A 25,246-nucleotide genomic window follows, 5' to 3' on the forward strand; every position below is an offset into this window, starting at 1 on the left:
GATACAGCTCCACCCATGGCAGCTTTTCACAATCTGGCAAGTCCAACGTGGGCTGATTGCCCAGCCTTCCGCCCGTGACTAGGGTCACAGGCATGGATACCTCGCCTTCCCCTTTGAACGGCAACGACGCCGGGCACCTGTCGGGACCACATGCTGAACCCCTGACCGCCGAGCAGCTTCGCGAACTGTATTCGCTGATGGTGGCCGTCCGGCACCTGGACACATCGGCGATCGCCTGGCAGCGCCAAGGGCTCATCCCCGGCTACGCGCCGGAACTCGGCCAGGAGGCCGCACAGGTGGGAAGCGGCTACGCCGTGGACACCACCCGCGACTTCGTCTTCCCCACCTACCGCGAAATGGGCGTGGCCCGGGCCATGGGTGTGGACATGGTGGCCTATATGTCCACACACAAGGCCACGTGGCACGGCGGACTCTATAACCCGATCGAGTCCCGGCTTGCACCCATCCAGGCCGTGGTGGGCGGATCGGTGCTCCACGCCGTGGGCTGGGCCCACGGCCAGACGCTGGATCAGGCGGACGGCGTGGCCATGACGTACTTCGGCGACGGCGCGTCGTCCCAGGGCGATATCCATGAGGCGATGAACTTCGCGGCGGTCATGAGGGCTCCGGTGGTCTTTTTCGTCCAGAACAACGGCTGGGCCATCTCGGTCCCCACGGAACGCCAGGTGGCCGGCGGATCCGTCGCCGCCCGCGCGGCGGGATACGGCATGCCGGCACTGAGGATCGACGGGAACGACGTCGTTGCCGTGGCCGAAGCGACGCGACGCGCCTTCGCGCACGCGCGGGCCGGCAATGGCCCGGTGCTCATCGAGGCCATGACCTACCGCCGCGGCCCGCACTCCACCTCCGATGACCCGGGCAGGTACCGGTCGCTCAATGAAGAGCGCGACGACGCCGGCGAAGACCCGCTGGAACGCTTCCGGAAGCAGCTGCTAGCCGACGGTATCGCCGACGATGCCTTCTTCGCCGAAGCATTGGCAGCCGCCAAAGCCGAGGAGGAAGACATCCGCGCCGGGATCCAGGCGCTCGGTTCCCGCCCCGGCACCGAAATGTTCGACCTGGTCTTCCAGGAAACCACCCCTGCACTGCAGGCCCAGGCCGCCAGCTGGCGCGAGGAGTCCGAACATGTCTAATGCCACCCTTGAAAGCGGGGCCGCCATGGCCGAAGGAACTGCACGCAGCGGAGTTGAACAGTTGTCCATGCAGCAGGCACTGAACCGTGCCCTGGACGAGGTGCTCGCCGCGAACCCGAAAGCGCTGGTCTTCGGTGAGGACTGCGGCCGGCTCGGCGGCGTGTTCCGCATTACCGACGGCCTCCAGGCGAAGCACGGCGCCGGCCGGGTGTTTGATACCCCGCTCGCCGAGTCCGGCATCCTGGGCATGTCGGTGGGGCTGGCGATGGCCGGCTTCCATCCCATCCCGGAGGTCCAGTTCGACGGCTTCGCCTACCCGGCCGTCAACCAGATCGTCTGCCAGATTGCCCGGATGAACTACCGCAGCCGCGGCACGATGCCGATGCCCATCACCCTGCGCGTGCCCAGCTTCGGCGGCATTCGCGCCCCCGAACACCACGGCGAAAGCCTCGAGGCGCTCTTCGCGCACGTACCGGGCCTGAAGGTCGTCTCGCCGTCGAACCCGCACGAGGCATACCACCTGCTCAAGTACGCCGCCACGCGGCCTGACCCGGTGATCTTCATGGAGCCGAAGTCCCGCTACTGGCAAAAAGGCGAGGTCGACTTCGACTCTCCGGACCCGGCAGGCTCCCCCACCGGCGGCTCCCCCACCGGCGCGAAAGTCATGCGTGCGGGCCGCCACCTCACGCTCGTCGCCTGGGGCGCCATGGTGGCGCGCTGCCTGCAGGTGGCCGAGCTCGCCGCCGAGGACGGGATCGACATCGAGGTCCTGGATCTGCGCTGGCTGAAGCCCATCGATGAAGCCGCGCTGGCGGCGTCCGTGCGGAAGACGCGGCGCGCCGTCGTCGTCCATGAAGCGCCGCTCACCTCCGGGCTTGGCGCCGAAGTTGCCCAGCTCATCACGCAGGCCTGCTTCGACACGCTCAAGGCACCCGTGGAGCGCATCACCGGCTTCGACGTGCCGTATCCCTCGGGCGATCTGGAAGACGAATACATCCCGAACATTGACCGGATCCTCTTTGGCATCCAGCGAGTATTGGAGTACAAACGTGGCTGAAATTTCCTTCCCGCTCCCCGACCTCGGCGAGGGCCTGATCGAGGCAACGGTGCTGGAGTGGCTGGTTTCCCCGGGCGATCAGGTGGAGCGCAACCAGCCGCTCGTCGAAGTGGAAACCACCAAATCCGCTGTTGAACTGCCCAGTCCGCAGGCAGGTAAAGTGGTGCGTATCCACGGCGGGCCCGGTGACAAGATCAATGTCGGCGAGCCCCTGATTGTGTTTGAGGTGCCGGACAACACTGCCGGCATCGTGGGCACGGTCCCGAAGGAAGAGGCACCAAAGCGCCGGGTCCGCCTGAGCGCCGTACTTGATGAGGACTGACACCATGAGCGGCAGGCACACCGGCGAGCAGCACCACCACACCGTGGAGGGCACCGACCCCCAGCTTTACGTGGAGGTGCACGAGCCGGAGGCCGACACCGGGCTGCGGCCCGTCCTGTTGCTCCACGGGTTTTCCTCCTCCACCAAGCTCAACTGGCAGGACACCGGCTGGCTGGCCGCCCTGCTGGAAGCCGGCCGCCGCGTCATCACCGTCGACCTGCCCGGCCACGGCCGCAGCGGGGCACCGGAAGACATGGATTCGTACAGCCCCAGCCGGATCCGCGCGGACCTCCTGCAGGTGGCGTTCGACGCCGGTGTCCGCCCCTTGCGGGACGGCGACCCCGCCAGCGGGCTCGACGTGGTCGGCTACTCCCTGGGGTCCCGGCTCGCCTGGGAATTCGGCGCCACCCAGCCGGAGCTCGTTCACCGCCTGGTGCTCGGCGGCCCTAACATTGCCGATCCGCTGGCGGCCTTTGACCTGGTGGCCGCGCAGCGTTATCTGGCGGACGGCACGCCCATCGCGGACGAGTCCACGGCCGGCCTGCTGAAAATGGCCCAGGGGCTGCCCAGCAACAATATCTTTGCGCTGTTGTCGCTCGTGGAAGCGATCAAGGGAGAACCCTTCGATCCGGCCGAAGCCGTCCCCCACATGCCCATGCTGCTTGTGGCCGGCGAGAAGGACGACCGGGCCGCGACCATGCCCGAGCTCGCTGAACTGGGCGCCAGGTCAGGGGCGCTCGTGGAGCAGCTGCTGATTCCCGGCCGGAACCACAGCAATGTGATCACCAGCAGGGCGTTCAAGCAGGCGGCAACGGAGTTCCTGGGAGTCTAGGTCCGGCACACCAACGGCGGGGGGGGGGGGGGGGGGGGGGCGCGGACCGTAATGGTCCGCGCCCGCCGTCGTGCTTGTCAGGAATGCTGCGCAGTCAGCCTGCCTCCTAGTGGTGGCTGCTGACGCCCAGCGGGCGGCCCTTGGTTTCGCCGGCCAGGAGTACACCGACTGCGGAAATAACACAGAGGACCATGATGTAGATGCCGATGGAGCCGGTCCACTTGGTGCTCTGCATCAGCGTCTCCGCGATGGTGGCCGCGAATGCACCGCCCAGGATCGCACCGAACGCGTAGCCGATGGAAATGCCCGAGTAGCGCACGTTGGCCGGGAACATTTCGGCATACATGGCGGACATCGGGCCGTACGACAGCCCGAGGCCGATGGTCAGCACGAAGAGCGCCAGGCCATACAGCATGATGTTCTTCGTGTCGATCAGGGCAAACATCGGGATCATCCAGGCGAACACGATGCCGTAGCCGATCAGGAACGTCTTGACCCGGCCGATCTTGTCAGAGAGCCAGCCGCCCACGAGCGTGAAGATCAGCCAGCCGAATGAAGCCAGGGTGGTGGCCAGCAGGATCTCGGCGACCGGCATCTTCAGCGTCTTGGTGGCGTAGGAGATGAAGAACGCGATCAGCAGGTAGCCCGCCGCGTTATTGCCGATGAAGATCATCGTGGAATAGAGCACGGACTTCTTGTGGAACTTGATCAGCTGTCCGAGCGGAGCCTTGGCCTTCTCCTTGCGCTCGATCATTTCCTTGAAGACCGGGCTTTCGGCCACCGCACGGCGGATCAGGTAGCCCACCACGATCAGCACGATGGACAGCAGGAACGGCACGCGCCAGCCCCAGGCGCCGAAGGCTTCCTTGGACATGCTGGTGTTGAGGAAGTACAGCAGGCCCGTGGCCAGGATCATGCCGACGGGAACGCCGATCTGGGGGTACGCGCCGAACAGGCCCCGCTTGCTCTTGGGAGCGTGCTCCACGGCCATCAGGGCCGCGCCGCCCCATTCACCGCCGGCGGAGAAGCCCTGGATGATGCGGAGCAGGATCAGCAGGATCGGCGCCCAGACTCCGATGTCGTTGTAGGTCGGCAGCATGCCGATCAGGGCGGTGGCGGCACCCATCATGATGAGTGTGAAGACCAGCATGGCCTTGCGGCCCAGGCGATCGCCCAGGTGCCCGGCGATAACTGCGCCGAGCGGGCGGAAGAGGAAACTGATGCCGATCAGGGCGAAGGAAAGGATCTGCGCAAGTCCGGGATTCGAGGCCTGCAGCGGTGTGAGGAACAGCGGTGACAGCAGCGTTGCTGTGAGCTGGGCAAAAATGAAGAAGTCGTACCACTCGATGGTGGTGCCGACCAGCGTCCCGGCGAGGACTTTCCGTTCCTCATGTTTGCTGCTGGGGCCCGCCTCTGAATCGACGTGTGAAGTTGCGGTCATTGGAACTCCGTGGCTGTGGGCAGTAGCAGAAAGCGCTACTACCGAATTTGGAATGACGCCGAGCGAATTACCGATCGAACGGTCAGTTGGTATGAGGATACTCGAATGTGTGACAAAGCGCACTAGGACTTTTGGTCCAACGTGCCGCCGGACTCGTGGCGCCGGACTCGTGGGCGGCGGCCACATGGACCCGGCAGGCCGGACGGTCAGTCCGGCCTGGTGAGGAATTCGCGGACCCTGGCCCGGACCGGTTCGCGGTCATAACTGTTGACGAGGGCACCGGCCATCCGGACGGGATCACCGAAGAAGAAGTACTCGTAGAGGGACTGCCGGCCCGAGAACCCTGAGATGGAGGCATCAAAGGCCAGCTTGAACAGGCGGACGCGCTCAGGTCCGGTGAGCGTCTTGCCCTGCAGATACATGTCGATGTCCGCCCTGGCCCCGCTGTTGACGTCGGCCTCACCCGGCAGCGCCATCAGCCCCGATGCGGAGAACTTCCGGATGATCTGCGGGAAGCGCTGGGCGATTTTGGGGTACCAGTTCCTGGCAGCATTCAGCGTGGTCCATTTGGGAAGCATCACGCCTGCCTCGTTGGGCCTGGCGTCAGCTTCCGACGCGCGGACCAGCGCCTTGCCGATTTCGACGTCGATGATCAGTTCGGCGATGTCCTCCTGGATGTGCTGGAAACCGTCGATCCCGATGGACTCGGCCAGTTCCGACGCCAGGCCGAGGAAGAACTCGCTCTTGGCGATCGTCCGGGTGACCACCTGGTGCGTCATGAGGGCGCCCGCGCCGGTCTCCGTGTAGAAGCTGTTGCAGAGCTCCGGGTGGCCGAGCATGAAGATCCGTTCGCTCGGCACGAATACCCTGTCGAAGATGGCCACCGCATCCATTTCCTCATAGCGCGAGGCAAGGGGCTCGTCATGGCTGCTGCCGCCGTTGTACAGCGAGGTTCGGCACAGGTACCGCAGGCCCGGAGCATCATTGGGGATGGCGAACGCATAGGAATACGGGGCGTCCTCCGGGGTGCCCCGCAGCACGGTGGACGGGAACACCAGGAGCTCGTCGGCAATGGGCGCGATCGTGGCCAGCATGCGGGCACCGCTGATCACAATGCCGTCCTCGCGCTCTTCGACGATGTGGGCCGACAACTGCCCGCCCATCTGTTCGGAGCCCGAGACGGAGCGGTTGACCTGCGGCGGGATGAGCGTGTGCGTGGCCAGGACGTCATTCTCCCGCGCCCACTCGTAGTAGTTGCGGATGTTTTCACCAAATTTGGGGTCGGCCTGCGAGAACCATTTTTCCGCGGTACTGAGCGCCGTCAGGGATGAGTTCATATAGTCCCCCGAGCGGCCCAGGAAGCCGTTGGAGGATTCGGCCCAGGTGGAAATGGCCCTGCGCCGGCGCTGCAGATCCTCGATGGTCCGGGGAACCAGGAAGGACGCATTCACCAGGTCGCCGGTCGAGGGCGAGGCGTATGTCAGTGCTTCCTGGTGGGCGGGGTCGTGCTGCATGTCGAAGAGCTTCGCGTAGGACCTGGCCACGTTGCGGAACGCCGGGTGCTCAGCAATTTTTTCGCTGACCACCTCCCCGTCGATCACCACATGGGGCTTCATGGCGTTGAGTTTGTCCAGATACTGCCGTCCGGTGCGGATACCCATTGTTCTTCCTCCAGTCCTCGTTGAGCTGCAGCGGGTTGTTCGGATAGGGGGCGCCGGGCTAGAGGAGGTCCTCCATGCCCAACTCCCGGTCCGGGATGGTGGTGTAGGTGCCGTTGGCAAACGCCAGGGCGTCGCCGTGGCGGTAGTCGAAGTCCACCACCTGGCCGAGATACAGGGTGTGGTCGCCGCCGTCGTATGCAGCCCAGGGCCGGCACTCGAAGTACGCCAGGACCCCGGCGAGGCGCGGCGCCGTGGCACCCTCCACCCACCGGGGTTCGTGCCCGGGGCGGCCGGCGAAATGCGTGGCGAGGTACCGCTGTTCGGCACCCAGAATATTCACCGTGAACGGACGGCCGGCAAGCTCATCGTGCGCTTTTGCGGTACGGGCAATGCTGACCAGGACCAGGGGCGGCTCCATGGACACCGACGTAAACGAGTTAACGGTGATGCCGTGGCGCTTGGTGGCGCCGTCGAAGGTCACGATCGCGACGCCGGTGGCAAACCTGCCGAGGCTCCCGCGGAAACGGTGGTCCTTCGGTGTCGACGTTCTGCCCGCAACTTCGGGGGCCTCTCCCGGACGTGGTGTGGACATCATCATTGATCCCTTGGATTGTCTGCTCTATAGTCGATCTCGACGACCCAACTGTTCTATAGTTGAACATATAGTTCCCATATGGAACGCTAACCCAAAGTGAGGCGCAACACAAGACCCTCCGAGTGGAGCGCCACGGAACCCGGCCTAGGATGGACAGCATGACTCAGACTGCCGGCGCCGGTACACAGGCCGCGACCGCCCAGGCTTCCCCGTCGCAGACCCTCTCGCGCGGGATCCGCGCGCTGGAAATTCTCGCGGAAGCCGGGCAGCCGCTCACCATCGCTGAACTTGCCGACGCGATGGGGGTCCATCGTTCCGTGGCCTACCGGATCCTGCGCACGCTGGAGGATCACTCCCTGCTGGTCCGGGACGACTCCGGCAAGGTCCAGCCCGGCCCGGGCCTGGCCGTCCTGGCACGGGGTGTTTCCCGCAACCTGCAGTCGGCTGCATTGCCTGAGCTCACACAGCTTGCCAACACCCTGAACATGACGGCCTTCGTCGCGGTGTGGGACCACCAGGACTGCATCACCCTGGTGACCGTGGAGCCCCGGCATTCGGCGGCCACCGTGGTCCAGCACCCCGGCTCACGGCACCCGATAAGCGCCGGCGCCCCGGGGATAGCCATCCAGTCTGCACTCACGGAGCACGACTGGAACCTGCTGGCGCCGGATATCCCCTACCGGCCCGAGGCGGCCGAGGCCCGGAAACGCGGCTACGCGGCCAGCCACGATGAAGTCATTGCGGGGGTTTCCTCGCTGGCAGCCCCCATCAACGTGCCGGGCGGCCGCCCGGCCTCGGTCGCCGTCGTCTACATCCGCTCAACCCAGGACCCGGCTGAAGTGGCGGCAGCCCTGACCTCGAGCGCCGCGCGCATCGAAAAGCAGCTGCTCTAAGGCGCGGCACGCCATTCGTTAGCGGCTGCCGGCCACCTGGGTTCCGCGGCGCGCCTTGCCGTTTCGGATGACGACGGCGGCGGCCGCCCCCAGCAGGAACAGCGCCGCTGCGGCGCAGACCGGCACGAGGAACGCGGCGGAATACCCCTGGTGCTGCGCCAGCTGACCGGCTACCGAAGACCCCAGTGCCGTGCCGGCGACAATGCCGCTGGCGAGGGCTGTCATGACGGTTCCCAGCCGCCCGGCCGGGGCCACCAGGCCGCCGATAGCGAATACGGTGACCATCAGCGGGCCCACGGGCAGTCCGAGGACCAGCAGTACCAGCACCATGGGGAACGCCGAAGCAGGCAGCAGCAGGAGCACCGCCAGGCCGGCCATGAGCATGGCACTCACCATCCAGCGTGCCGACAGGGTGAACCGCTGCGGCCAGTAGGCAACGCTCAGGGCTGCCGCGGCCGAACTCAGTCCCATGACGGCGTAGAGCAGCCCGGCAATTTCGGCCGTGGCAAAGCTTGCCGAGAAGGAGCTCAGGCCCGTCTGGGTGGAACCAAAGAATGTCCCCATGCACACCATGGCCAGGAAGGGCAGGGCAACAGCTGCCATGCCGTTCGCGTGGGAGCCCGTTCGCCCGGACCCTGCGGCGTCGGACCCTGCGGTGTCGGGGCCGGCGGTGGCGGGGCCGGCGGTGGCGGAGGCATCCGTGCCCGAAGCAGCCGTTCCTGAGCCTGCGACCGTCCTGGCGCCCCGGCGCAGGCGCACGCTCAGCGGTACGGCGAGGTGGGTGCGGTGGACGGCGAACGCGGGCACGAGGGTGAGCGTCAGGGCTGCGGCCAGGGCCAGCGGAAGCCAAGGGGCGATCAGGCTCGCGAGGATGCCCACCAACGCGGGGCCGAGGACGAAGGTCAGTTCATCGGCGGTGCTTTCGTAGGACAAGGCCGCATCCAGGTCCTTCGCATTCCTGGCTGTGCTGCCCCGGGCGGTCAGCGCCATCCAGCGGACGCGGGCCAGCGGGCCCACCTGGGGGCAGCTGGCCCCTGCCACGAAAGCCGCGACGAGGACCGGCACAGCCGCACCAAGGTCCTGGCCGGACGGAACGAGGTAGGCCGTGAGGATCAGGGCCACCACGGCGGCGGTGTTGAAGACCGCAGCGACCAGCAGCACCAACCGCTGGCCGAGCCGGTCGGCCCAGGCCCCGAGCACCGGCGCTCCCAGTGCGGAGCCGATTCCCACGGCCCCGGCTGCTGCTCCGCCGACCGCGTATGAGCCCGTGACGGCCGTAACCAGGGTCAGGGCGCCCACTGTCAGCATGGCCAGGGGAAGGCGGGCGAAGAGACCCAGCGGGATGAAGCCCTTGCCTGCCAGCAGCGGAAGCCGGGCGTAGCGGCCACCCCGGCTCGAAAGCGGGCGGGGGATGTCCTGCTCAGGATGCGGTGCGGGGTGCGCAGTGCCTTCGGCTGCGGTGGCTTCGGGTGCGGTGGCTTCGGCTGCGGTGGTGGCAGGGGACGTTGCGGCGGATGCCTGCGAGAACATTGAAGTGGTCATTATTCCGGGTTCGCTCAAAGATGCGCATCGTCCCTCCTCCCGATGCGCGCGACCCGGTAACCCTTCAATTGTAGCCGAGGCCCCGGCACGCCGGTCCCGGCTGGTGGAGCTCCAAACCGCCGCGCCGGGCCAGGGAATCAGGCCGGAGCGTCGTCGGAAATGTGGAGCGTGGACCCGTTCCGCCCCTTGACCACCTGGAGCTGGGTGCTGATGCGCTGCTTCATCTCCGGCACGTGGCTCACGAGGCCGACCACCCGGCCGCCGTCCCGCAACCCTTCGAGGGCATCCATGACCTGTTCCAGCGCCTGCTCATCCAGGCTGCCGAAGCCCTCATCCACGAAGAGCGTCTCGATGTCGACCCCGCCGGACTCCTGCTGCACTACGTCGGCCAGGCCCAGCGCCAGGGCCAGCGAGGCCATGAACGATTCACCACCGGAAAGCGTTGACGTATCCCTGCGCTGCCCGGTCCACTGGTCCACGACCTCGAGGCCGAGACCGGACTTGGCTCCCCGGGCAGCCTTGGCGTCCGTGTGCTGCAGGGTGTACCGGCCATCGCTCATTCCGACCAGCCGCTCCGAGGCGGCAATGGCCACCTGCTCCAGCCTGGCCGCCAGCACGTAGCTGTTAAGGCTCATCCGGTAGGAGTTGTCGCCGGCACCGCGGGCGGCGTCGGCCACCGCGGTGAGTAGCGCCGCGCGTTCCCGCGGACCTTGGCCTGAAGCTGCCAGCAGGGTGTAGTCCCCCGCGATCCGGCAGATGGTCTGTACCGATTTGTCCGCGAGCCCGGCCGCGATGACTGCTTGCCTGGCGGCCTGTTCCGCAGCGGAATCCTCCGCCCGGAGCTCTTCGAGCACGCCGGGCTCGACCGGGCCGTCCGCCGCAAGCTCGCGGGCCGCCTGTGTGAGTTCCTCGCCGGCGAAGAGTTCGCCGACGCGGGCTGCTTCATCCTGGCCGGCCCGGATGGCCGCTTCAAGCGTGGCCGCTTCAGGGGCCGGCAGGAGGACGGCCCGGGCCGCCTCTGCGGAGGCGAATCCGGACTCCGGAAGCGCCTGGTCCAGCAGCTGGCGGGCCTCCGTGGTCCGCAGCATGGCCTGTTCGAGGCTGGTCCGGGCGGCGTCTGTTCGTTCCAGGAGGGCCGTGGACTGATTCAGCGAGGTGAGCCGGCTGCCGAGGGTCGGGTAGCCGGCACGCAGCTTCTGCAGCGTAGCCTCCAGTGCAGCTGCCTGTTCGAGGACCTCCGTGTGCGTGGACTCCGTCGTCGCAATGCTGGAATCAGTAGCCGCCTGCGTCGATTCGGCGGCTGCAACCTGTTCGTCCAGTTCCGCCAGCCGCTCACGGCTGGCGACGAGTTCCGCGGCGGCCCGGACGGCCTCGCGGGCACGTTCCTTGGCCAAAGCGGCTTCCGCGCGGGCGTCCTCCGCCGGGGTGTCGCCACCCTGGGCCGCCAGGACGGCGACCTGCTGCCGGGCCTCGGCAAGTTCCTTGTCCAGCGTTGCGAGGACAGCCTCTGCTGCCTCACAGGCTTCCTGGGCTGCCTGTTCCGCTTCAGCGATGGCCAGCGCGGCTGTGGCCGCGGGCGCCGGCGAGGGGTGCTCCGGGCTGCCGCACACCGGGCAGGGCGCCGCCGGCCGGAGCTGGGAAGCGAGCTCCGCAGCGGCGTTGGCGAGCCGCTCTTCCCGCAGATCCAGCCACCGCTGGCGGTGGTTCTGCTGATCGTCCCGGGCAATGCGGTGCCGTTCGTCCACGCCGGAACATAACCGGGCCGCCATGGCATACCGGCCGACGACTGCCACGAGTTCCTCAGCGGCAGCGGCTTCCTTGGTCCGCAGCTGGGCTTCGGCAGCGAGCTCCTCAAGGGGTGCCAGACCGGCCAGCAGCCCGGCCATTTCCGCACGCAGCGCATCAAGGGCCGCGGCGCCGGCGCGCCACCCCTCCCTCAGCTTCTCCACGGTGCTGCGAAGCTCTGAGCTGCGGACCGCCATCCCGGACAGCCTGGCCTCATCCGGCAGCCGTTCCTCGAGCACGGCGCGGAGGGAGCGCAGGCGGCTGAGTTCGCTGCGCAGGACTGCCGCTTCGAAGTAGGGTTCGCCTTCGCTTCCGGCGGGGTGGCGGCTTGTGGCGGCGCCCCCGCCGGTAGCCAGGGCGGCAAGCTCGGGGTCCAGAAGAACCGCGGCGTTCAATTCGGCGGCGGCTGCGGCCATTGCGCCGGCCGCCCGCTCTTCGGCGTCCTCTGCTTTGTCGACGGCCTGCAGTTGGCCGCCGAGCACTTCGGCCTTGCGGTGGAGGCCAAGCTGCCGGGCCTTTTCACCGAGTTCAGGTGCCGCCGCGTCGGCGGCCGATTTCCGCAGTTCCGCGGCGGCGAGTTTTGCCTGGCGGGCGGCACGCGCGGCCGCGGACTCGAGGCGCCGTGCAGCCCCGGCGCGAGCTGCCGCCGCCTGGTCCGCCTCGGCCTGCAATATCCCGGCCCTGGCCGCGGCGGTGTCCTGCAGCCAGGCAAGAAGTTGGTCGGCGTCGTCGGGCACAAGCGGGGCGTCCGGCAGATCCTCTTCGGACGGCGCCGCTTCAGCCCGGGCCTGCGCCAGCAGCAGGTCCAGCTGGTTGTTGAGGCCGGCGACCTGGGTGCGGGCCTCCGCGGCCTGCCGGGCGAGTTCCTGCTCGACAGCCTCAAACCGCTGCGTGCCGAAGAGGCTTTGAAGCAGCTCCAGCCGGTCGGAGGGCTTTGACCGGAGGAAAGCAGCGAAGTCGCCCTGGGGCAGCATGACCACCCGGGTGAACTGCTCCCGATCCATGCCGAGCACTGAACTGATTTCAGCCCCGGCCTCATCGTTCCGGCCGGACTTTTCCATCCACTGCCCGTCAACGCGTTCCCGCAGCAGCGTGTTGGCTTTCTGCTCCGTAAATCCGTTTTTGCCCCTGGCGCTGGGCCGGTTCCACGCAGGGATCCTGGAGACCTCAAAATGCCGGCCTTTGGCGGAAAACTCGCAGGTGACGCGCGGTTCGGCGGCGGCGTCCGCGTGGTCGCTGCGGAGCCGCTTTCCTTCCTGTCGCGCACCCGGCACGGATCCGTACAGGGCAAAGCAGATGGCATCCAGCACGCTGGTCTTGCCGGCGCCGGTTGCGCCGTTCAGCAGGAAGAGTCCGTGAGAGCTGAGCCGGTCAAAGTCGATGTGTTCGGTGCCGGCGAAGGGGCCGAAGGCGGAGATTTCAAGCCGGTGGATCCTCATCGTGACATCTCCCCCAGACGCACGGCTTCGAGCGCTTCCCCGAGGACCGCGGCTTCGGCGTCATCGGTGCTGCGGCCCCGAACGTGTTCCAGGAAGCCGCAGCAGATGGACAGGTCGTCATCCGCCGCGGCGAGCCTGGAGCTGTAACTCGTCGTGGTAGCTGCGGTGGCGCCTTCGGGCTCGAAACCGAGGACCAGGGTGTCCGGAAAGCGGGCACGAAGTTTGTCCATGGCCTGGGCGGGGCGCTGGGAGTCCGTCAGTGTGATCTGGCAATACGCGGCTTCGGCCCAGGCGTGCTCCTCGGCCGTGAGGAGGTGGTCAAGAGTGCCCCGCAGCACTGCGAGCGCACGCGGCGCGTCCCATTGGACCTCCCTGACGTCGGTGATGCCCGTGGCATCCGCTTCGACCAGCCAGCCGCCTTTCCGGTGCTTCGCCTCGGAGAAGGAGTAGGCAAGGGGCGAACCGGAATAGCGCACGGTCGGCGACAGCGTCTGCCTGCCGTGCAGGTGCCCGAGTGCGGTGTAGCCAAAGCCGTCGAAGAGATCCAGGGGGACGGCCCCGACTCCCCCGATGCTCAGGTCCCGTTCACTGTCCGAGCTGATCCCGCCGCTCGCGAACGTATGGGCCAGCACGACTGAATGCACGGTCCTTCCGCTCGTACGGGTGACCACATCGGAGCGGATCTTCGCTGTGGCTGCGCGCGTCACTTCGAAGTGGCTGGCGGGCTCAACGCCCAGCTGCTCGGCGACCAGACGGGGCTCGAGCCACGGAATGCCGTAAATGGCCAGCACAGGACCATCCTCCGCCGGGTCCAGCGGAAACAGCACCGGCACATCGAGTTCGGCGAGCCGGGTACGCAGGTGCACTCCCCCGCGCTCCAGCAGCCGCGACGCGAAGCCAAGGCGGATGGCCGAATCGTGGTTCCCGCTGGTGAGGACCACCTGCGCTCCCGCGTCCGTCAGGCGGACCAGGGCATCATCCAGCAGGCGAACGACGTCGACGCCGGGCAGGGCGCGATCGTAGACATCCCCGGCAATCAGGACGACGTCCACTTTCTCCGCGCTGACGAATTCGACCAGCTGGTCAATGAAATCCTGCTGGGCGTCCAGCATGCCGACGCCGTGGAAGGACCGGCCCAGGTGCCAATCGGAAGTGTGCAATAACCGCATGTTCTTAAGCTATCCGCGGGTACCGACAGTTTTGTGGCACAGACACGGCTTGGCCGGGCAACTACCGTCCGCGCTTGCCGTCAAAGAAGTCGCGGGCGTCGTCGCCAGCGGAGCCAGCAGCGTCGTCAGAGGTAACGCCGGCGGCATCGTCGTCGTCGTCGAGATCGTCGTCGTTGGTGACCAGTTCGTCGTCGTCTGCATCGTCTTCGGCATCGTGCGCGCGGGCCGGCGCAGCAGCCGGGGCCTCGGCGAACCCGCGGAACACCAGACCTGCGATGGCGGCGCCCACCAGCGGCGCCACCCAGAAGAGCCACAGCTGTTCAAGGGACCAGGAGTTGCTGAAGATGGCCGAGGCGGTTGCGCGAGCCGGGTTGAACGGCGTGTTGCCCACTGCCTGGCCCAGCTGCAGCAGGACGGCGAGCGTGAGGCCCACAGCGAAGGGCGCGGCGGCCTTGCTGGTGTTGCGTGCAGCCGTGGTGCCGAGGAAAACGGCTACCAGGATGGCGGCGCCCAGGACCTCCACGAGCAGGACGCCGGCCATGGGCGCCTGGATGATGGAATGCTCGCCAAAGCCGGCGGTCACGGTGTCAAAGGCGGCCCGGGTGTCTTCGATCTTGGGAACAGTCCGCAGGATTCCGAACAGTGCCAGTGCTCCGGCCACAGCCCCGACCAGCTGCGCACCGAGGTACGCCGCGGCTTCCGGCACCCGGATGCGGCCTGCGATGGCGTTGCCCAGGGTTACTGCCGGGTTGAAATGGCCACCGGAAATGTAGGCGAAGGCGAGCATGGCCGCGGTGACGGCAAGTCCGGCCGCCAGCGAGGCGGACAACGGGTTTGACTGCGGAATCGTGAACAGCGGAACGCCCAGGCCGGCGATGACCAGGAACAGGGTGCCAAAGGCCTCCGCTGACAGGCGTGCCACCAGGCCCGGTTTGAAAGCCTCCGGTGCGGCATGCAAATCGGAACTTCGGGTCGGGCGTGCAGGCACAGGGGCGGTCATGGTGTGGAAATCCTTTGTTTCGATGCGCGGCCGGTGATCCCGGTGAGCGTGCGGGCGGCGGTGCGCCCGGCAATGTACTGTCCGACGTATTCTGCCAACTGAGTCTGGACGCTTGCTGGATTCGAGCTTAGCGGTCGACGCGCCGCCGCAGCGACTTCGGTACCTGCGCCCGGGGAATCCAGATGCCGTACGCGGGGTAAATTTACAGATATGAGCACTGAACATTCCCGCCTGACGGCGCCGACGCCCCAGTCCCGGATCCATGGCTGCCTGCTGGGCGGCGCCTTGGGCGATTCCCTCGGCTACGCCGTGGAATTCGATGATATTTCCACCATCCGGAGCCGCTTCGGTCCGGCGGGACTTCAGGATTTTTCAGCGCTCGACGGCGGCAGCCACTTCTCCGACGACACCCAAATGACGCTGTATACGGTTGACGGCCTCGTCGAGGCACTGGAGTGGGCAAATGATGGCACAGCCGCCGATGCCAACGCCTGTGTATGGCTCGCCTACCTTCGCTGGCTGGCGACGCAGGGCGTGCCGGTGCCGTCGTCGGCTCCAGCCCCGCAGCCGCGCTGGATTGACGGTCAGCCAGCCCTGAAGCATCGCCGTGCGCCCGGAAATGCCTGCCTCAGCGGCCTGGCCTCCGGCGAAATGGGGACCATCTACCGCCCGGTCAATCCCGAGTCGAAGGGATGCGGCACGGTGATGCGCTCGGCGCCGTTCGGCCTCATTCCGCACATCCCGGCGGAGGCGGTGTACAAGCTGAGCTCTGACGCGGCTTCGTTGACCCACGGCCACCGTTCGGCGCGGCAGAGTGCAGGTACTTTCAGCCTCCTGATCCACGCCCTTATGAGTGGCCAAAGTCTCACAGAAGCGGCCGAATACGTGCTCGACCATGCCCGTGGACGGGACGACGCCGAGCCGGCACTCCTTGACCGGCTGGAACGGTCCGTCCACCTCGCGGCAGTTTCCCGGCAGGAGCCGGCGGCGGCCGGCCGCCTCAGCCCCGAAGATCTGGTCCATGAGCTCGGGGAAGGCTGGGTGGCCGAGGAGGCCCTCGCCGTCGCGCTTTACGCGGTGCTGGCCACAGCCCCGGCACGGGAGATGGCCGGCAACACCCCGGAAGAGACGACCGGCGCCGTTTCCAGTGCAGGCATTGAGGCGCACTTCCGTGAAGCCATCGCGCTGGCCGTGAACCACAGCGGGGACAGTGACTCCACCGGCTCCATCGCCGGGAACATCCTGGGCGCCTTCTACGGTGAGGAGTGCCTGCCGGCGGAGTGGCTGGAGTCGCTGGAAGCCCCGGAGGTCATCCGCGGTATGGCCGGTCAGCTGATCTCGGTGACCATCGCCTGAGTCACGGCCGCTTCAGGGAAATGTTGTTGCAGGCTTCGCAGATGTCCGCCGGAATGAGTCCGCGGCGCTGAAGGAAGCCGAAGATCGCGCAACCCACGCAGAACCCTGCAAATGCTTCCAGCGAGGCTGCCACAATAAGGACAGCCAGGAGCGTCCAGGCAGCGGGAGCAAGCCCGGCCGCGAGCAGTAGCGCCGCGGCGGTGGACATGGCTGCACCGATGCCCTGCGCGAAGCGCTTGGGCGGCCCCGGAACCAGCTTGGCCCGGCCCAGACGCGGGGCCAGAACCTTGACGGAAAGCCGGGCCAGGGGTGAAATCCTGGGACCGAACAGCACACGCAGCCAGAAGCCGGCGGCGATTACGGCAAGTCCCCAACCCCATCCGGTCAACAGCGTGGCGACGGCAAGTACCACCACCAGGGCTGCGGTGATCCTGGCAGCATACTCGTTGACCGGGTTGGGGAATGCGAACACCGTGCGCCAGTCGACGCCGGTGCGCCTGCCCGCTGCAGTGGCAGCAGTAGGAACGGCGTCGGCCGGGGAGTCGATCTGGAGTTTACCCATGATGCAAGGCTAGGAGTCCGCCTCCGGCACCGGAAGGATTGTTGCGCCGTATGACCGCTGGCTAGATCAGGGCGGCGGTTGCCGGCACCTGCCCGCCCACCATCTGCAGGAACTCACCTTCGGACAGCACCTCGATGGCCTGCCCACGCTCGTGGAGTTCCAAGACCCGCCGGGCTTTGCCGGTCAGGCGGCCGGAGCGGAGGTCCGAGGCCACAAAGCCGTCGCCGACCACCAGCACCGTGGTCCGTCCGGTCACCCTGCTTTCGGGCTGCGCGCCGTACTCGGCCGACAGGACCTTGGCCTCCGGCCGGGGCATGGCGAGCTCCCCCGTGAACACGACCGTCTGCCCGAACAGCGGGTGGCCGGGTTCGGCGTCGGAATTTGGCACGGGGTTGGCCCCTTCCTCGGGCCAGCCGGATTTGAACGCCCGCGCCGCGGCTGTACCGGTTCCGTCGGCTGCCCCCAGGGCAGTCAGCGTGGCCTTGGACAGGCCGTCACGGGCGGGATCGAATGCCTGTTGATGCGGGAGCTCCAGTCCCAGGGACAGGAAGAGTTCCGCAATGCTGCCGGCGCCGTTGCGCCGGGCAATGTCTATCAGGATTCCCGCGCACGCCCTGGCATCCTCAGCTGCGTCGTGGTGGTTGACCAGCGGAACGCCGGCTTCCTCCGCCGCATAGGGCAGCGAATTGGAGACCAGGGAATAGCACCGGCGGGAAAGCATCACGGTACACACATAGTCGTAGGCAGGACCCGGCAGTCCGGACACTTCCAGCCCGGACCGGATCACGCCCAGGTCGAAGGCGGCATTGTGGGCAGCCAGGACATCGCCGCCAATGAAGGCACCAATCTCGGGGAAGAGCTCGCCGAAGCGCGGCAGGCCGGCCACGTCCTCGGCCCTGATGCCGTGGATCCGCACGTTGTGGTAATCGAACCGGTCATGGTTTTCGGGCGGGCGCATCAGCCAGGAAGCCTCCTCCACCACCACGCCGCCGCGGACCTTGCTCAGCCCAACGGCGCACGGCGAACCGCGGAAGCCGTTGGCTGTCTCGAAGTCGATCGCCGTAAAGTCCAAACCCACGGGTCAAACTTTACCGCCGGCCGGCCCGTGCCCCGGCACGCCAGCCCGGCTTGTCGCGGGTGTCGATGGTCACGCACCGTCCCTGCAGGAAAGCCCGGCGCCGGGGGTCCAGTAACCTTGAGGGGTGAACCTACATGCGATGAGTGACTTTGCCGTGTCCACCCTCGGGGGTGCGGGACCGGTGCAGCCGCACCTGGCCTCGTTCCTCCCCGACTGGCTCAACCCCCAGATCTTCCTGGCCGATCCGGCCCTGGCCCCCTGGGTTGTGCTGCTGGTCTGCGGCATCATCTTCGCCGAGACGGGCTTGCTGATCGGCTTCTTCCTCCCCGGCGACTCCATGCTGTTCACTGCCGGACTGCTGGTGGCCACGGACGCCATCAAGTTCAACATCTGGCTGTTCTCGGCACTGATCATCGTTGCCGCCATCATCGGCAACCAGACCGGTTACCTCATCGGTTCCAAAGCCGGCCCGGCCATCTTCAACAAGCCGGACTCCAAGCTGTTCAAGCGTGAAAACGTCGAAAGCGCGCACGCGTTCTTCGAAAAGCACGGCGGCAAGGCGCTGATCCTGGCCCGTTTCGTTCCGATCATCCGCACCTTCGTGCCGGTCATCGTGGGCGTCGCGCAGATGAGCAAGCGCAAGTTCTTCCTCTTCAACGTGATCGGCGCCGTGCTCTGGGGCGGCGGCGTCACCCTGCTCGGCTACCTGCTGGGCGACCGCGTGCCGTGGGTCCGCGACAACCTGGACATCATCTTCATCATCATCGTGCTGGTCTCCGTGATCCCCATCGGCATCGAAGTACTCCGCGGGCTGTCCGCCAAGCGCCAGGCCGCACATTTCGGTACGGACGCGGTGGAGGAGTTCATCGAAGAGCACGAACCCGAAGAAGAGCGCAAGACGAACATGTAGCACGACAAAAAATGAAGGCGCCCCGCACTGCGGGGCGCCTTCACTCGTTAATCAGCCGGCTAGGACCGGCTCTGCGGGCGGCGTTCGGCCAACGCCTCAACAATGGCCGGCAGCAACGCCCTGAACGCCTGGCCCCGGTGGCTGATGGCATTCTTTTCCTCGGGGCTCAATTCGGCGCAGCTGCGGTCCAGGCCGCTTGGCTGGAGCACCGGATCATAGCCAAAGCCGCCTTCGCCCCGCGGTTCGCGCAACAGCGATCCTTCGAGCTGGCCGTACTCCACCACCTCGCGTCCGCCATCCGTTGCCGCGCCCGGCACTGCGAGCGCAGCCGCGCAGACGAAAGCGGCGCCTCGGTACTCGTCGGGGACATCGGACAGCTGGTCCAGCAGGAGCCGAAGGTTGGCGGCATCGTCACCGTGGCGGCCGCTCCACCGGGCCGAAAAGATCCCCGGTGCCCCGCCGAGGACATCCACCGACAGGCCCGAATCATCGGCAATGGCCACCAGCCCCGTGGCCTCGGCCACGGCGCGCGCCTTCAGCAGCGAGTTCTCGGCAAAGGTCACACCGGTTTCTGCGACGTCCGGGGCGCCAACCGCACCGGCGTCCACCACCTGGGTGTCGACGTCGAGCCCTGGCACCTGCCCGCGCAGCAGCTCACGCAGTTCGCGGAGCTTGCCCTTGTTGTGGGTCGCGAGGACCAGCACGGGGACGGCGGCGTCCGTCACGGGGCCTCCGCCAGCGTTTCGCGCTGGATGGCCGCGAGCTGCTCCGTACCCAGCAGGGCAAGGTCCAGCAGCTGGTTCAACTCGTCGCGGTCGAAGGGGGCGCCCTCGGCCGTGCCCTGGACTTCCACGAATTTGCCTGACCCGGTGACCACGACGTTCATGTCGGTCTCGGCGCGGACGTCTTCGACGTACGGCAGGTCCAGCATGGGGATGCCGTCGATGATGCCGACGGACACGGCAGCGATTGTGTCGATGAGGGGCTGTGCGTTCTTGGCGATGATCTTGTTTTCGCGGGCAAAGCGGATGGCTTCGGCGAGAGCCACGTAGGCGCCGGTGATGGCGGCGGTGCGGGTGCCGCCGTCGGCCTGCAAAACATCGCAGTCCAGCACAATGGTGTTCTCGCCCAGCGCCTTGGTGTCGATGATGGACCTCAGCGAGCGGCCGATCAGCCTGGAAATCTCGTGGGTGCGGCCGCCGATCTTGCCCTTGACGGACTCGCGGTCGGAGCGGGTGTTCGTGGCGCGGGGAAGCATGGCGTATTCAGCCGTGACCCAGCCGCGGCCCTCCCCCTTGAGCCAACGCGGCACGCCTTCGGTCAGGGAAGCCGTGCACAGGACCCGGGTGTTGCCGAACTCGATCAGGGCCGACCCTTCAGCCTGCTTGGACCAGCCGCGGGTGATGCTGATCGGGCGGAGCTGATCAGGGGTACGGCCGTCGGCACGAATGACGGGGGTTGCAATTGCTTCAGAAGTCATGCCTTTAGCTTATCGACCCGCACGGACCCCCCGGACCGGCAGCTGCCAGGACCGGCGTCAGCCCGCACCGCCGGCAGTTCAGACGGTGTAGTGGACTCCGGCCACGGCCACTGCGACGTCGCCGCTGAACACGGGCTTGGCCTCGGCCATGACTTTTGTCTGCGACGTCCACACCGGAATGTGGGTGAGGAGCAGCCGGCGTGCCCCTGCAGCGGCTGCGGCCTCACCTGCACGTTTGCCAGTCAGGTGCACGTCCTTGATGTCGTCGTCGCGGCCTTCCTCGAAGGCTGCCTCGCACAGGAAGAGGTCGGCGTCCTTCGCGGCTTCTTCCAGCCCGGCACACGAGTCGGTGTCCCCCGAGTACGTGAGGACGCGCGTGACCGGAGCGCCGCCTGCGGACGGCTCCGTCACCTCGACACGGAGGGCGAAGGCCTCCTCCACGGGGTGGTTCACCGCGAACGGCGTCACCGTATAGGGCCCGACCGTAACGGACTGCCGTTCGGTCCAGTTGGTGAAGTCGAATTCCTCGTGCATGCCCGGGTCCAGCTCCAGACCGTAAGCCGTGGCCATCCGGTCCGCTGTGGCGGCGGGGCCCCAGACCTTAATCCGGTCACGGCCCCAGCCGCCCGGCTTCCAGCGCACGGCCACATGGAGGCCGCACAGGTCCATGCAATGGTCCGGGTGCAGGTGGGTGAGGAAGATCGCGTCGATGTCCTCAAGGTCCGTGTACCGCTGGATCGCCCCGAGGGCCCCGCTGCCGAGGTCCATCACGACCTTCCAGGTCCGCTCGCCGTCGTGGGCGGTCAGCAGGTAGCACGACGCCGGTGAGCCCGGACCCGGGAAGGAACCGGTGCAGCCAACAATGGTCAGTTTCACAGGCGGGAACCCCCGGCCGCGGATCCGCCGACGAAGTTGGAAATCCGTGGCCGGGCGGCGCCGGCCTGGGCTGCCGCGATCATTTCCGGAGTTATTTTCGCCAGGCTGCCGGTGGGGTACTGCGCGGCGACGTGGTCCACGTGCTTCACGCTGAGCACCTCGGGCCCCAGGAAGCGCCTGGCCAGGGTTTCGAACTGGCTGGCTTCGCCGGTGGCGATGAAGTGGTGCTGGGGCGGCGCCTCGACGGTCCGCTGAAGATCGTGTGAGACGAGCGCCCGATAGACATCCTTGGCGGTTTCCTCAGCACTGGAGACAAGGGTGACGTCCTCCCCCATGACGTAGGAGATCACACCGGTGAGCAGCGGGTAGTGCGTGCAGCCGAGCACAACAGTATCCACGCCGGCGGTGCGCAGTGGCCCAAGGTACTCCCGGGCAACGGCCAGGAGTTCCGGACCCGTGGTGATGCCGGCCTCCACGTAGCTGACGAACGCCGGACAGGCCACGGACGTGATGTGCAGGTCCGGGGCGGCGGCGAAGGTGTCCTCGTAGGCCCGGGAACCCACGGTGGCGGAGGTGCCGATGACGCCCACCCGGCCGCTCCGGGTGGCAGCCACGGCCCGACGCACTGCAGGCTGGATCACTTCGATCACGGGAATCCCGTAGCGGGCCGTGTACCTTTCACGGGCATCCCGGAGCACAGCGGCGGAGGCGGAGTTGCATGCGATGGTCAGCAGCTTGACGCCGGAATCCACCAGCTCATCCATCACGCCGAGGGCATTGGCGCGGACCTCGGCGATGGGCAGCGGGCCGTAGGGGCCGTTCGCGGTATCGCCTACATAGAGGATCGATTCGTTGGGCAGCTGGTCGATGATGGACCGCGCCACGGTCAGTCCGCCGACTCCGGAGTCGAAGATGCCGATGGGCCGTGAGCCCATGGGGCTGTCGTCGGTGCTGCTCGCTGGGGAATCCGCCACAGCGTCCGCTGCCGGATCCATGCTCGATGCTGAAGTCATGATTATTCGAGGATAGGGCTTCCCTGTTGGTGCGGCCATCACATTGTGTCGCCCGACTCATGTTGGATAAGTCACATATTTTGGCGTCCGGCCGCTCCGGCCCGCACGCCGGTCCGTTCAGCCCCGCTGCTCCATGGACTGGAGCATGGCCTGCACCAGCGATTCCTGCAGCCACGTGGTGAAGTTGTACACCAGTGCCAGGTAGCTTTCCACGTCTTCGGCCTGGGACCAGTCCTGCATGGTGTGGACGTGTTCGGCGTCGGCGTCGTCCCGGATGTCGAGCCGTTCGGCCAGGACAAGCCGGACATCGTTCAGCGCCTGCGACCAGTGCCGGGCGTCGGCGGACGAAAGGACCACTTCGTTGGTGTCCAGACCCAACGCCGCCGCCCGCAGGGCGCCGATCTTGTTTTCCCGCAGTGAGCGTTCGGTGAGCTGGCGGAACTCCAGGGCGGCGGCGTCGTCGTTCCTGGTGACGTTGGGCAACAGCCGCCGCAGCGCGCGGTCCGACGGTTCCTGGACATTCATGTCCAGCCCGATCAGGGCTGTCAGCGGATCTTCGCTGGCGCTTTCGGCCGGTTCGAGCATCGAGATGACGTCGTCGATCAGGCTCCGCAGCAGTTCCCGTTCCGCCGGTTCCAGATATCCGGTAATGCCTTTGAGCCCGTATTTGAATGCCTTAGCCACGTTTGCCTTTGCCCTTGCCGGATCCGCCGTCTTTGCCGCCGCCGGTGGCTTTCTCCACCGTTGCCCACAGGCCGAAGCCGTGCATGGCGACGGCGTGCTGCTCCACCTGTTCCTTGCTGCCGTGCGCCACGATGGAACGTCCCTTCTTATGGACCTCCATCATGAGCTTGTTGGCTTTGGGCTCCGAATAGCCGAAATAGCTCTGGAAAACGTAGCTCACGTAGCTCATCAGGTTGACGGGATCGTTCCAGATCACCAGGTTCCAGGGAATGTCCGGGGCCGTCAGGGCGTCGGTGGACGTCACTGTTCCGGTCTGGGTGCTCTCCTGGGTGTCAGGGCCGAGCGCAACGCTTAAGGTCATCTGTCCATTCTAGGGCGATGCGCACTAGAGTGAATTCGTGAGTACCCCTGCTGGCTGGGATCATCCCCGCACGTCCTTGTACACCGACCACTACGAGCTGACCATGCTCCAGGCGGCGCTTCATTCAGGTGCCGCACACCGGAAGTCAGTGTTTGAGGCGTTCGCCCGCAGGCTCCCCGACGGCCGCCGCTACGGGATTGTGGCGGGAACGGGCAGGCTGCTGGAGGGCATCGCGGACTTCCGTTTCGGCGGACCCGAACTGGATTTCCTCCGCCGCTCCGGCGTGGTCAACGCCGAGACCCTGGACTACCTGGCCGGATTCCGTTTCACCGGCGACATCTGGGGCTACGCCGAGGGCGAAGCCTATTTCCCCAACTCCCCCATCCTGATTGTGGAATCCACGTTTGCCGAAGCCTGCATCCTCGAGACCTATGTTCTCTCGGTACTCAACCACGACAGCGCCATTGCCTCCGCTGCGTCGCGCATGATCACCGCGGCCGGCAACCGGCCCTGCATCGAAATGGGATCCCGGCGTACCCAGGAGGAATCCGCGGCCGCGGCCGCCCGCGCAGCCGTCATCGCCGGCTTTGACAGCACCTCCAACCTTGAAGCCGGACGCCGGTACGGCATCAAGACGGTGGGCACCGCCGCCCACTCCTTCACGCTCCTGCACGACACTGAACGGGAAGCCTTTGAGGCGCAGATCGCCTCGCTCGGCGCCGGAACGTCGCTGCTGGTGGACACGTACGACGTCGAAGCGGCCGTCCGCACGGCTGTGGACCTCGCGGGTCCCAAGTTGGGGGCAGTCCGGCTCGACTCCGGAGACCTCGTGGCGCAGGCCCAGTGGGTCCGCCGGTTGCTGGACGAACTCGGCAACGAGAACACCAAGATCGTGGTCACCTCGGACCTGGATGAATACGCCATCGCGGCGCTGCAGTCCGCACCGGTTGACTCCTACGGCGTGGGCACCTCGCTGGTCACCGGGTCCGGCGCCCCCACCGCAAGCATGGTCTACAAACTCGTCAGCCGAACCGACGACTCCGGGGAATTCGTGTCAGTAGCCAAAGCTGCCAAGAACAAGACGAGCAAGGGCGGCCGGAAATACGCGCTGCGCAGGCTCAACGAACGGGGCGTAGCCACCCACGAGATGGTGGGAGTGGGCCACGCGCCCGGGGACGACGGCAATGACCGCCAGTTGCTGCAGCAGTTCATCAAGAACGGCGAACTGCTCCCTGGCTGGACCGGGACCGAGGGCGTGTTCCGCGCCCGCCAGCGGCACATTGACTCCATGGCGGAACTTCCGGCGGTCGTCAACCGACTGCAACGCGGCGAGCCGGCCATCCCCACCGTCTACGAGGAGAACTGATGTCACGCGCCCTGATCATTGTTGATGTGCAGAACGATTTCTGCGAAGGCGGCTCCCTGGCCGTCAAAGGCGGGGCGGACGTAGCCGGGGCCATCAGCGAATACGTGGACGCCCACCACGGCCAGTTCGACCACATCGTGGCCACCCAGGACTGGCACATCGAGCCCGGCGCCCACTTCGCAGAGAGCCCCGACTTCATTGATTCGTGGCCGCCGCACTGCGTTGCCGGGACGCGCGGGGCGGAACTGCACCCGGACCTGGACACGGAGTACATCCAGGCCTTTTTCCGCAAAGGCCAGTTCACTGCCGCCTACTCCGGATTTGAAGGCATTCTTGCCCCCGAGGACGCGGTTCCCACAGGCGACCGGAAGCCCGGGGCCCTGCCGTTGCCGGAGGACGCGGAGCCATTCACCGCCAGTTCATTCGCCGACGAGGACGCCATCGGCCTGGACGACTGGCTGCAGAGCCACGATGTAGAGGATGTGGTGATCGTGGGCATCGCCACCGACTACTGCGTTATGGCTACGGCCCTGGACGCCGTCCAGGCCGGCTATTCCGTGACGGTGGTCCGCAACCTCACGGCAGGAATCGCAGCCGACCTCGACGACGCCTACGCCGAGATGGAGCTCGGCGGAGTGGACCTGGCCTGACGTGGACTTCCCAGGCGTGG

The 25,246-nt window shown here is 66.9% G+C and carries 24 protein-coding genes; 9 read left to right on the forward strand and 15 right to left on the reverse strand.

The window, feature by feature from the left end; genetic code table 11:
• The first annotated feature begins 92 nt into the window (after positions 1-92).
• From AC07YR_RS10200 to AC07YR_RS10215, 4 genes are read left to right on the forward strand one after another with little or no spacing between them, the layout of a single operon-like run.
• The gene (locus AC07YR_RS10200; protein ID WP_494733879.1) at positions 93-1,154 is read left to right on the forward strand and encodes a thiamine pyrophosphate-dependent enzyme; all 1,062 of its coding nucleotides are present in this window, start codon (positions 93-95) and stop codon (positions 1,152-1,154) included.
• On the forward strand, positions 1,147-2,211 hold the full coding sequence (locus tag AC07YR_RS10205; RefSeq protein WP_494733880.1) for an alpha-ketoacid dehydrogenase subunit beta: 1,065 nt from the start codon (positions 1,147-1,149) through the stop codon (positions 2,209-2,211). Before AC07YR_RS10200 ends, AC07YR_RS10205 begins: the two co-directional genes overlap by 8 nt.
• On the forward strand, positions 2,204-2,533 hold the full coding sequence (locus AC07YR_RS10210) for a biotin/lipoyl-containing protein (protein ID WP_043482513.1): 330 nt from the start codon (positions 2,204-2,206) through the stop codon (positions 2,531-2,533). Before AC07YR_RS10205 ends, AC07YR_RS10210 begins: the two co-directional genes overlap by 8 nt.
• 4 nt (positions 2,534-2,537) lie before the next feature.
• Positions 2,538-3,365 carry an alpha/beta fold hydrolase gene (locus AC07YR_RS10215; protein ID WP_055796147.1) on the forward strand — a complete coding sequence of 276 codons (828 nt, stop codon included), beginning with the start codon at positions 2,538-2,540 and terminating at the stop codon, positions 3,363-3,365.
• A 106-nt stretch (positions 3,366-3,471) separates the two neighbouring features.
• Here AC07YR_RS10215 and AC07YR_RS10220 read toward each other — a convergent pair whose 3' ends face one another.
• The 3 genes from AC07YR_RS10220 to AC07YR_RS10230 form a co-directional block, all read right to left on the reverse strand.
• Positions 3,472-4,806 carry an MFS transporter gene (locus AC07YR_RS10220; protein ID WP_494733881.1) on the reverse strand — a complete coding sequence of 445 codons (1,335 nt, stop codon included), beginning with the start codon at positions 4,804-4,806 and terminating at the stop codon, positions 3,472-3,474.
• 206 nt (positions 4,807-5,012) lie between these two features.
• A complete protein-coding gene (gene hpaB / locus AC07YR_RS10225; protein WP_494733882.1) occupies positions 5,013-6,467 on the reverse strand; it encodes a 4-hydroxyphenylacetate 3-monooxygenase, oxygenase component in 1,455 nt (484 codons plus the stop codon).
• A gap of 58 nt (positions 6,468-6,525) precedes the next feature.
• On the reverse strand, positions 6,526-7,062 hold the full coding sequence (locus AC07YR_RS10230) for a flavin reductase family protein (protein ID WP_436057971.1): 537 nt from the start codon (positions 7,060-7,062) through the stop codon (positions 6,526-6,528).
• Positions 7,063-7,220: 158 nt separating this feature from the next.
• On the opposite strand from AC07YR_RS10230, the gene AC07YR_RS10235 reads away from it, so the two are divergent.
• Entirely contained in the window at positions 7,221-7,955 is a 735-nt protein-coding gene (locus AC07YR_RS10235) for an IclR family transcriptional regulator (RefSeq protein ID WP_055797213.1), read from the forward strand.
• A gap of 18 nt (positions 7,956-7,973) precedes the next feature.
• Here AC07YR_RS10235 and AC07YR_RS10240 read toward each other — a convergent pair whose 3' ends face one another.
• The 4 genes from AC07YR_RS10240 to AC07YR_RS10255 all read right to left on the reverse strand — a co-directional run bounded on the left by AC07YR_RS10240 (position 7,974) and on the right by AC07YR_RS10255 (position 14,890).
• Positions 7,974-9,497, reverse strand: coding sequence for an MFS transporter (locus AC07YR_RS10240; RefSeq protein ID WP_494733883.1), 1,524 nt, complete (start codon positions 9,495-9,497; stop codon positions 7,974-7,976).
• 137 nt (positions 9,498-9,634) lie between these two features.
• A complete protein-coding gene (locus AC07YR_RS10245; RefSeq protein ID WP_494733884.1) occupies positions 9,635-12,721 on the reverse strand; it encodes an AAA family ATPase in 3,087 nt (1,028 codons plus the stop codon).
• Complete coding sequence (locus AC07YR_RS10250; protein ID WP_494733885.1) at positions 12,718-13,890, reverse strand: exonuclease SbcCD subunit D; 1,173 nt, start codon at positions 13,888-13,890, stop codon at positions 12,718-12,720. Before AC07YR_RS10250 ends, AC07YR_RS10245 begins: the two co-directional genes overlap by 4 nt.
• Positions 13,891-13,951: 61 nt before the next feature.
• A complete protein-coding gene (locus AC07YR_RS10255) occupies positions 13,952-14,890 on the reverse strand; it encodes an MIP/aquaporin family protein (protein WP_494733886.1) in 939 nt (312 codons plus the stop codon).
• A 210-nt stretch (positions 14,891-15,100) separates the two neighbouring features.
• Here AC07YR_RS10255 and AC07YR_RS10260 point away from each other — a divergent pair, with 210 nt between their 5' ends.
• A complete protein-coding gene (locus tag AC07YR_RS10260; protein WP_494733887.1) occupies positions 15,101-16,246 on the forward strand; it encodes an ADP-ribosylglycohydrolase family protein in 1,146 nt (381 codons plus the stop codon).
• Between the two features lies 1 nt (position 16,247).
• Here the strand turns inward: AC07YR_RS10260 and AC07YR_RS10265 are convergent, their stop codons facing one another.
• Entirely contained in the window at positions 16,248-16,808 is a 561-nt protein-coding gene (locus AC07YR_RS10265; RefSeq protein WP_494733888.1) for a DUF4395 domain-containing protein, read from the reverse strand.
• A gap of 61 nt (positions 16,809-16,869) precedes the next feature.
• Positions 16,870-17,886 carry a 3'-5' exonuclease gene (locus AC07YR_RS10270; protein WP_494733889.1) on the reverse strand — a complete coding sequence of 339 codons (1,017 nt, stop codon included), beginning with the start codon at positions 17,884-17,886 and terminating at the stop codon, positions 16,870-16,872.
• Positions 17,887-18,025: 139 nt separating this feature from the next.
• Between AC07YR_RS10270 and AC07YR_RS10275 the strand changes: the two genes are divergently transcribed.
• Entirely contained in the window at positions 18,026-18,796 is a 771-nt protein-coding gene (locus AC07YR_RS10275; RefSeq protein ID WP_494733890.1) for a VTT domain-containing protein, read from the forward strand.
• A 59-nt stretch (positions 18,797-18,855) separates the two neighbouring features.
• Here AC07YR_RS10275 and rdgB read toward each other — a convergent pair whose 3' ends face one another.
• The 6 genes from rdgB to clpS all read right to left on the reverse strand — a co-directional run bounded on the left by rdgB (position 18,856) and on the right by clpS (position 23,210).
• Positions 18,856-19,521, reverse strand: coding sequence for an RdgB/HAM1 family non-canonical purine NTP pyrophosphatase (rdgB, locus tag AC07YR_RS10280; RefSeq protein WP_436057979.1), 666 nt, complete (start codon positions 19,519-19,521; stop codon positions 18,856-18,858).
• Entirely contained in the window at positions 19,518-20,276 is a 759-nt protein-coding gene (rph, locus tag AC07YR_RS10285) for a ribonuclease PH (RefSeq protein WP_494733891.1), read from the reverse strand. Before rph ends, rdgB begins: the two co-directional genes overlap by 4 nt.
• Before the next feature lie 78 nt (positions 20,277-20,354).
• Complete coding sequence (locus AC07YR_RS10290) at positions 20,355-21,152, reverse strand: MBL fold metallo-hydrolase (protein WP_494733892.1); 798 nt, start codon at positions 21,150-21,152, stop codon at positions 20,355-20,357.
• Positions 21,149-22,204 (reverse strand): glutamate racemase, encoded by a 1,056-nt coding sequence (murI, locus tag AC07YR_RS10295; RefSeq protein WP_494733893.1) that lies wholly within the window; start codon positions 22,202-22,204, stop codon positions 21,149-21,151. The genes AC07YR_RS10290 and murI overlap by 4 nt, the downstream gene beginning before the upstream one ends.
• A gap of 78 nt (positions 22,205-22,282) precedes the next feature.
• Positions 22,283-22,849: a DUF2017 domain-containing protein gene (locus AC07YR_RS10300; RefSeq protein WP_436057981.1), complete on the reverse strand. Its 567-nt coding sequence runs from the start codon at positions 22,847-22,849 to the stop codon at positions 22,283-22,285.
• Positions 22,842-23,210, reverse strand: a complete 369-nt coding sequence (gene clpS, locus AC07YR_RS10305; protein ID WP_028270073.1) for an ATP-dependent Clp protease adapter ClpS — start codon at positions 23,208-23,210, stop codon at positions 22,842-22,844. Before clpS ends, AC07YR_RS10300 begins: the two co-directional genes overlap by 8 nt.
• A gap of 37 nt (positions 23,211-23,247) precedes the next feature.
• Here clpS and AC07YR_RS10310 point away from each other — a divergent pair, with 37 nt between their 5' ends.
• Both AC07YR_RS10310 and AC07YR_RS10315 read left to right on the forward strand, forming a co-directional pair.
• The gene (locus AC07YR_RS10310; protein WP_436057982.1) at positions 23,248-24,576 is read left to right on the forward strand and encodes a nicotinate phosphoribosyltransferase; all 1,329 of its coding nucleotides are present in this window, start codon (positions 23,248-23,250) and stop codon (positions 24,574-24,576) included.
• A complete protein-coding gene (locus AC07YR_RS10315; RefSeq protein WP_436057983.1) occupies positions 24,576-25,226 on the forward strand; it encodes an isochorismatase family protein in 651 nt (216 codons plus the stop codon). The genes AC07YR_RS10310 and AC07YR_RS10315 overlap by 1 nt, the downstream gene beginning before the upstream one ends.
• The last annotated feature ends 20 nt before the right edge of the window (positions 25,227-25,246 follow it).

The sequence above is a fragment of the Arthrobacter sp. GW460-12-1-14-TSB2 genome (genome assembly GCF_059423525.1).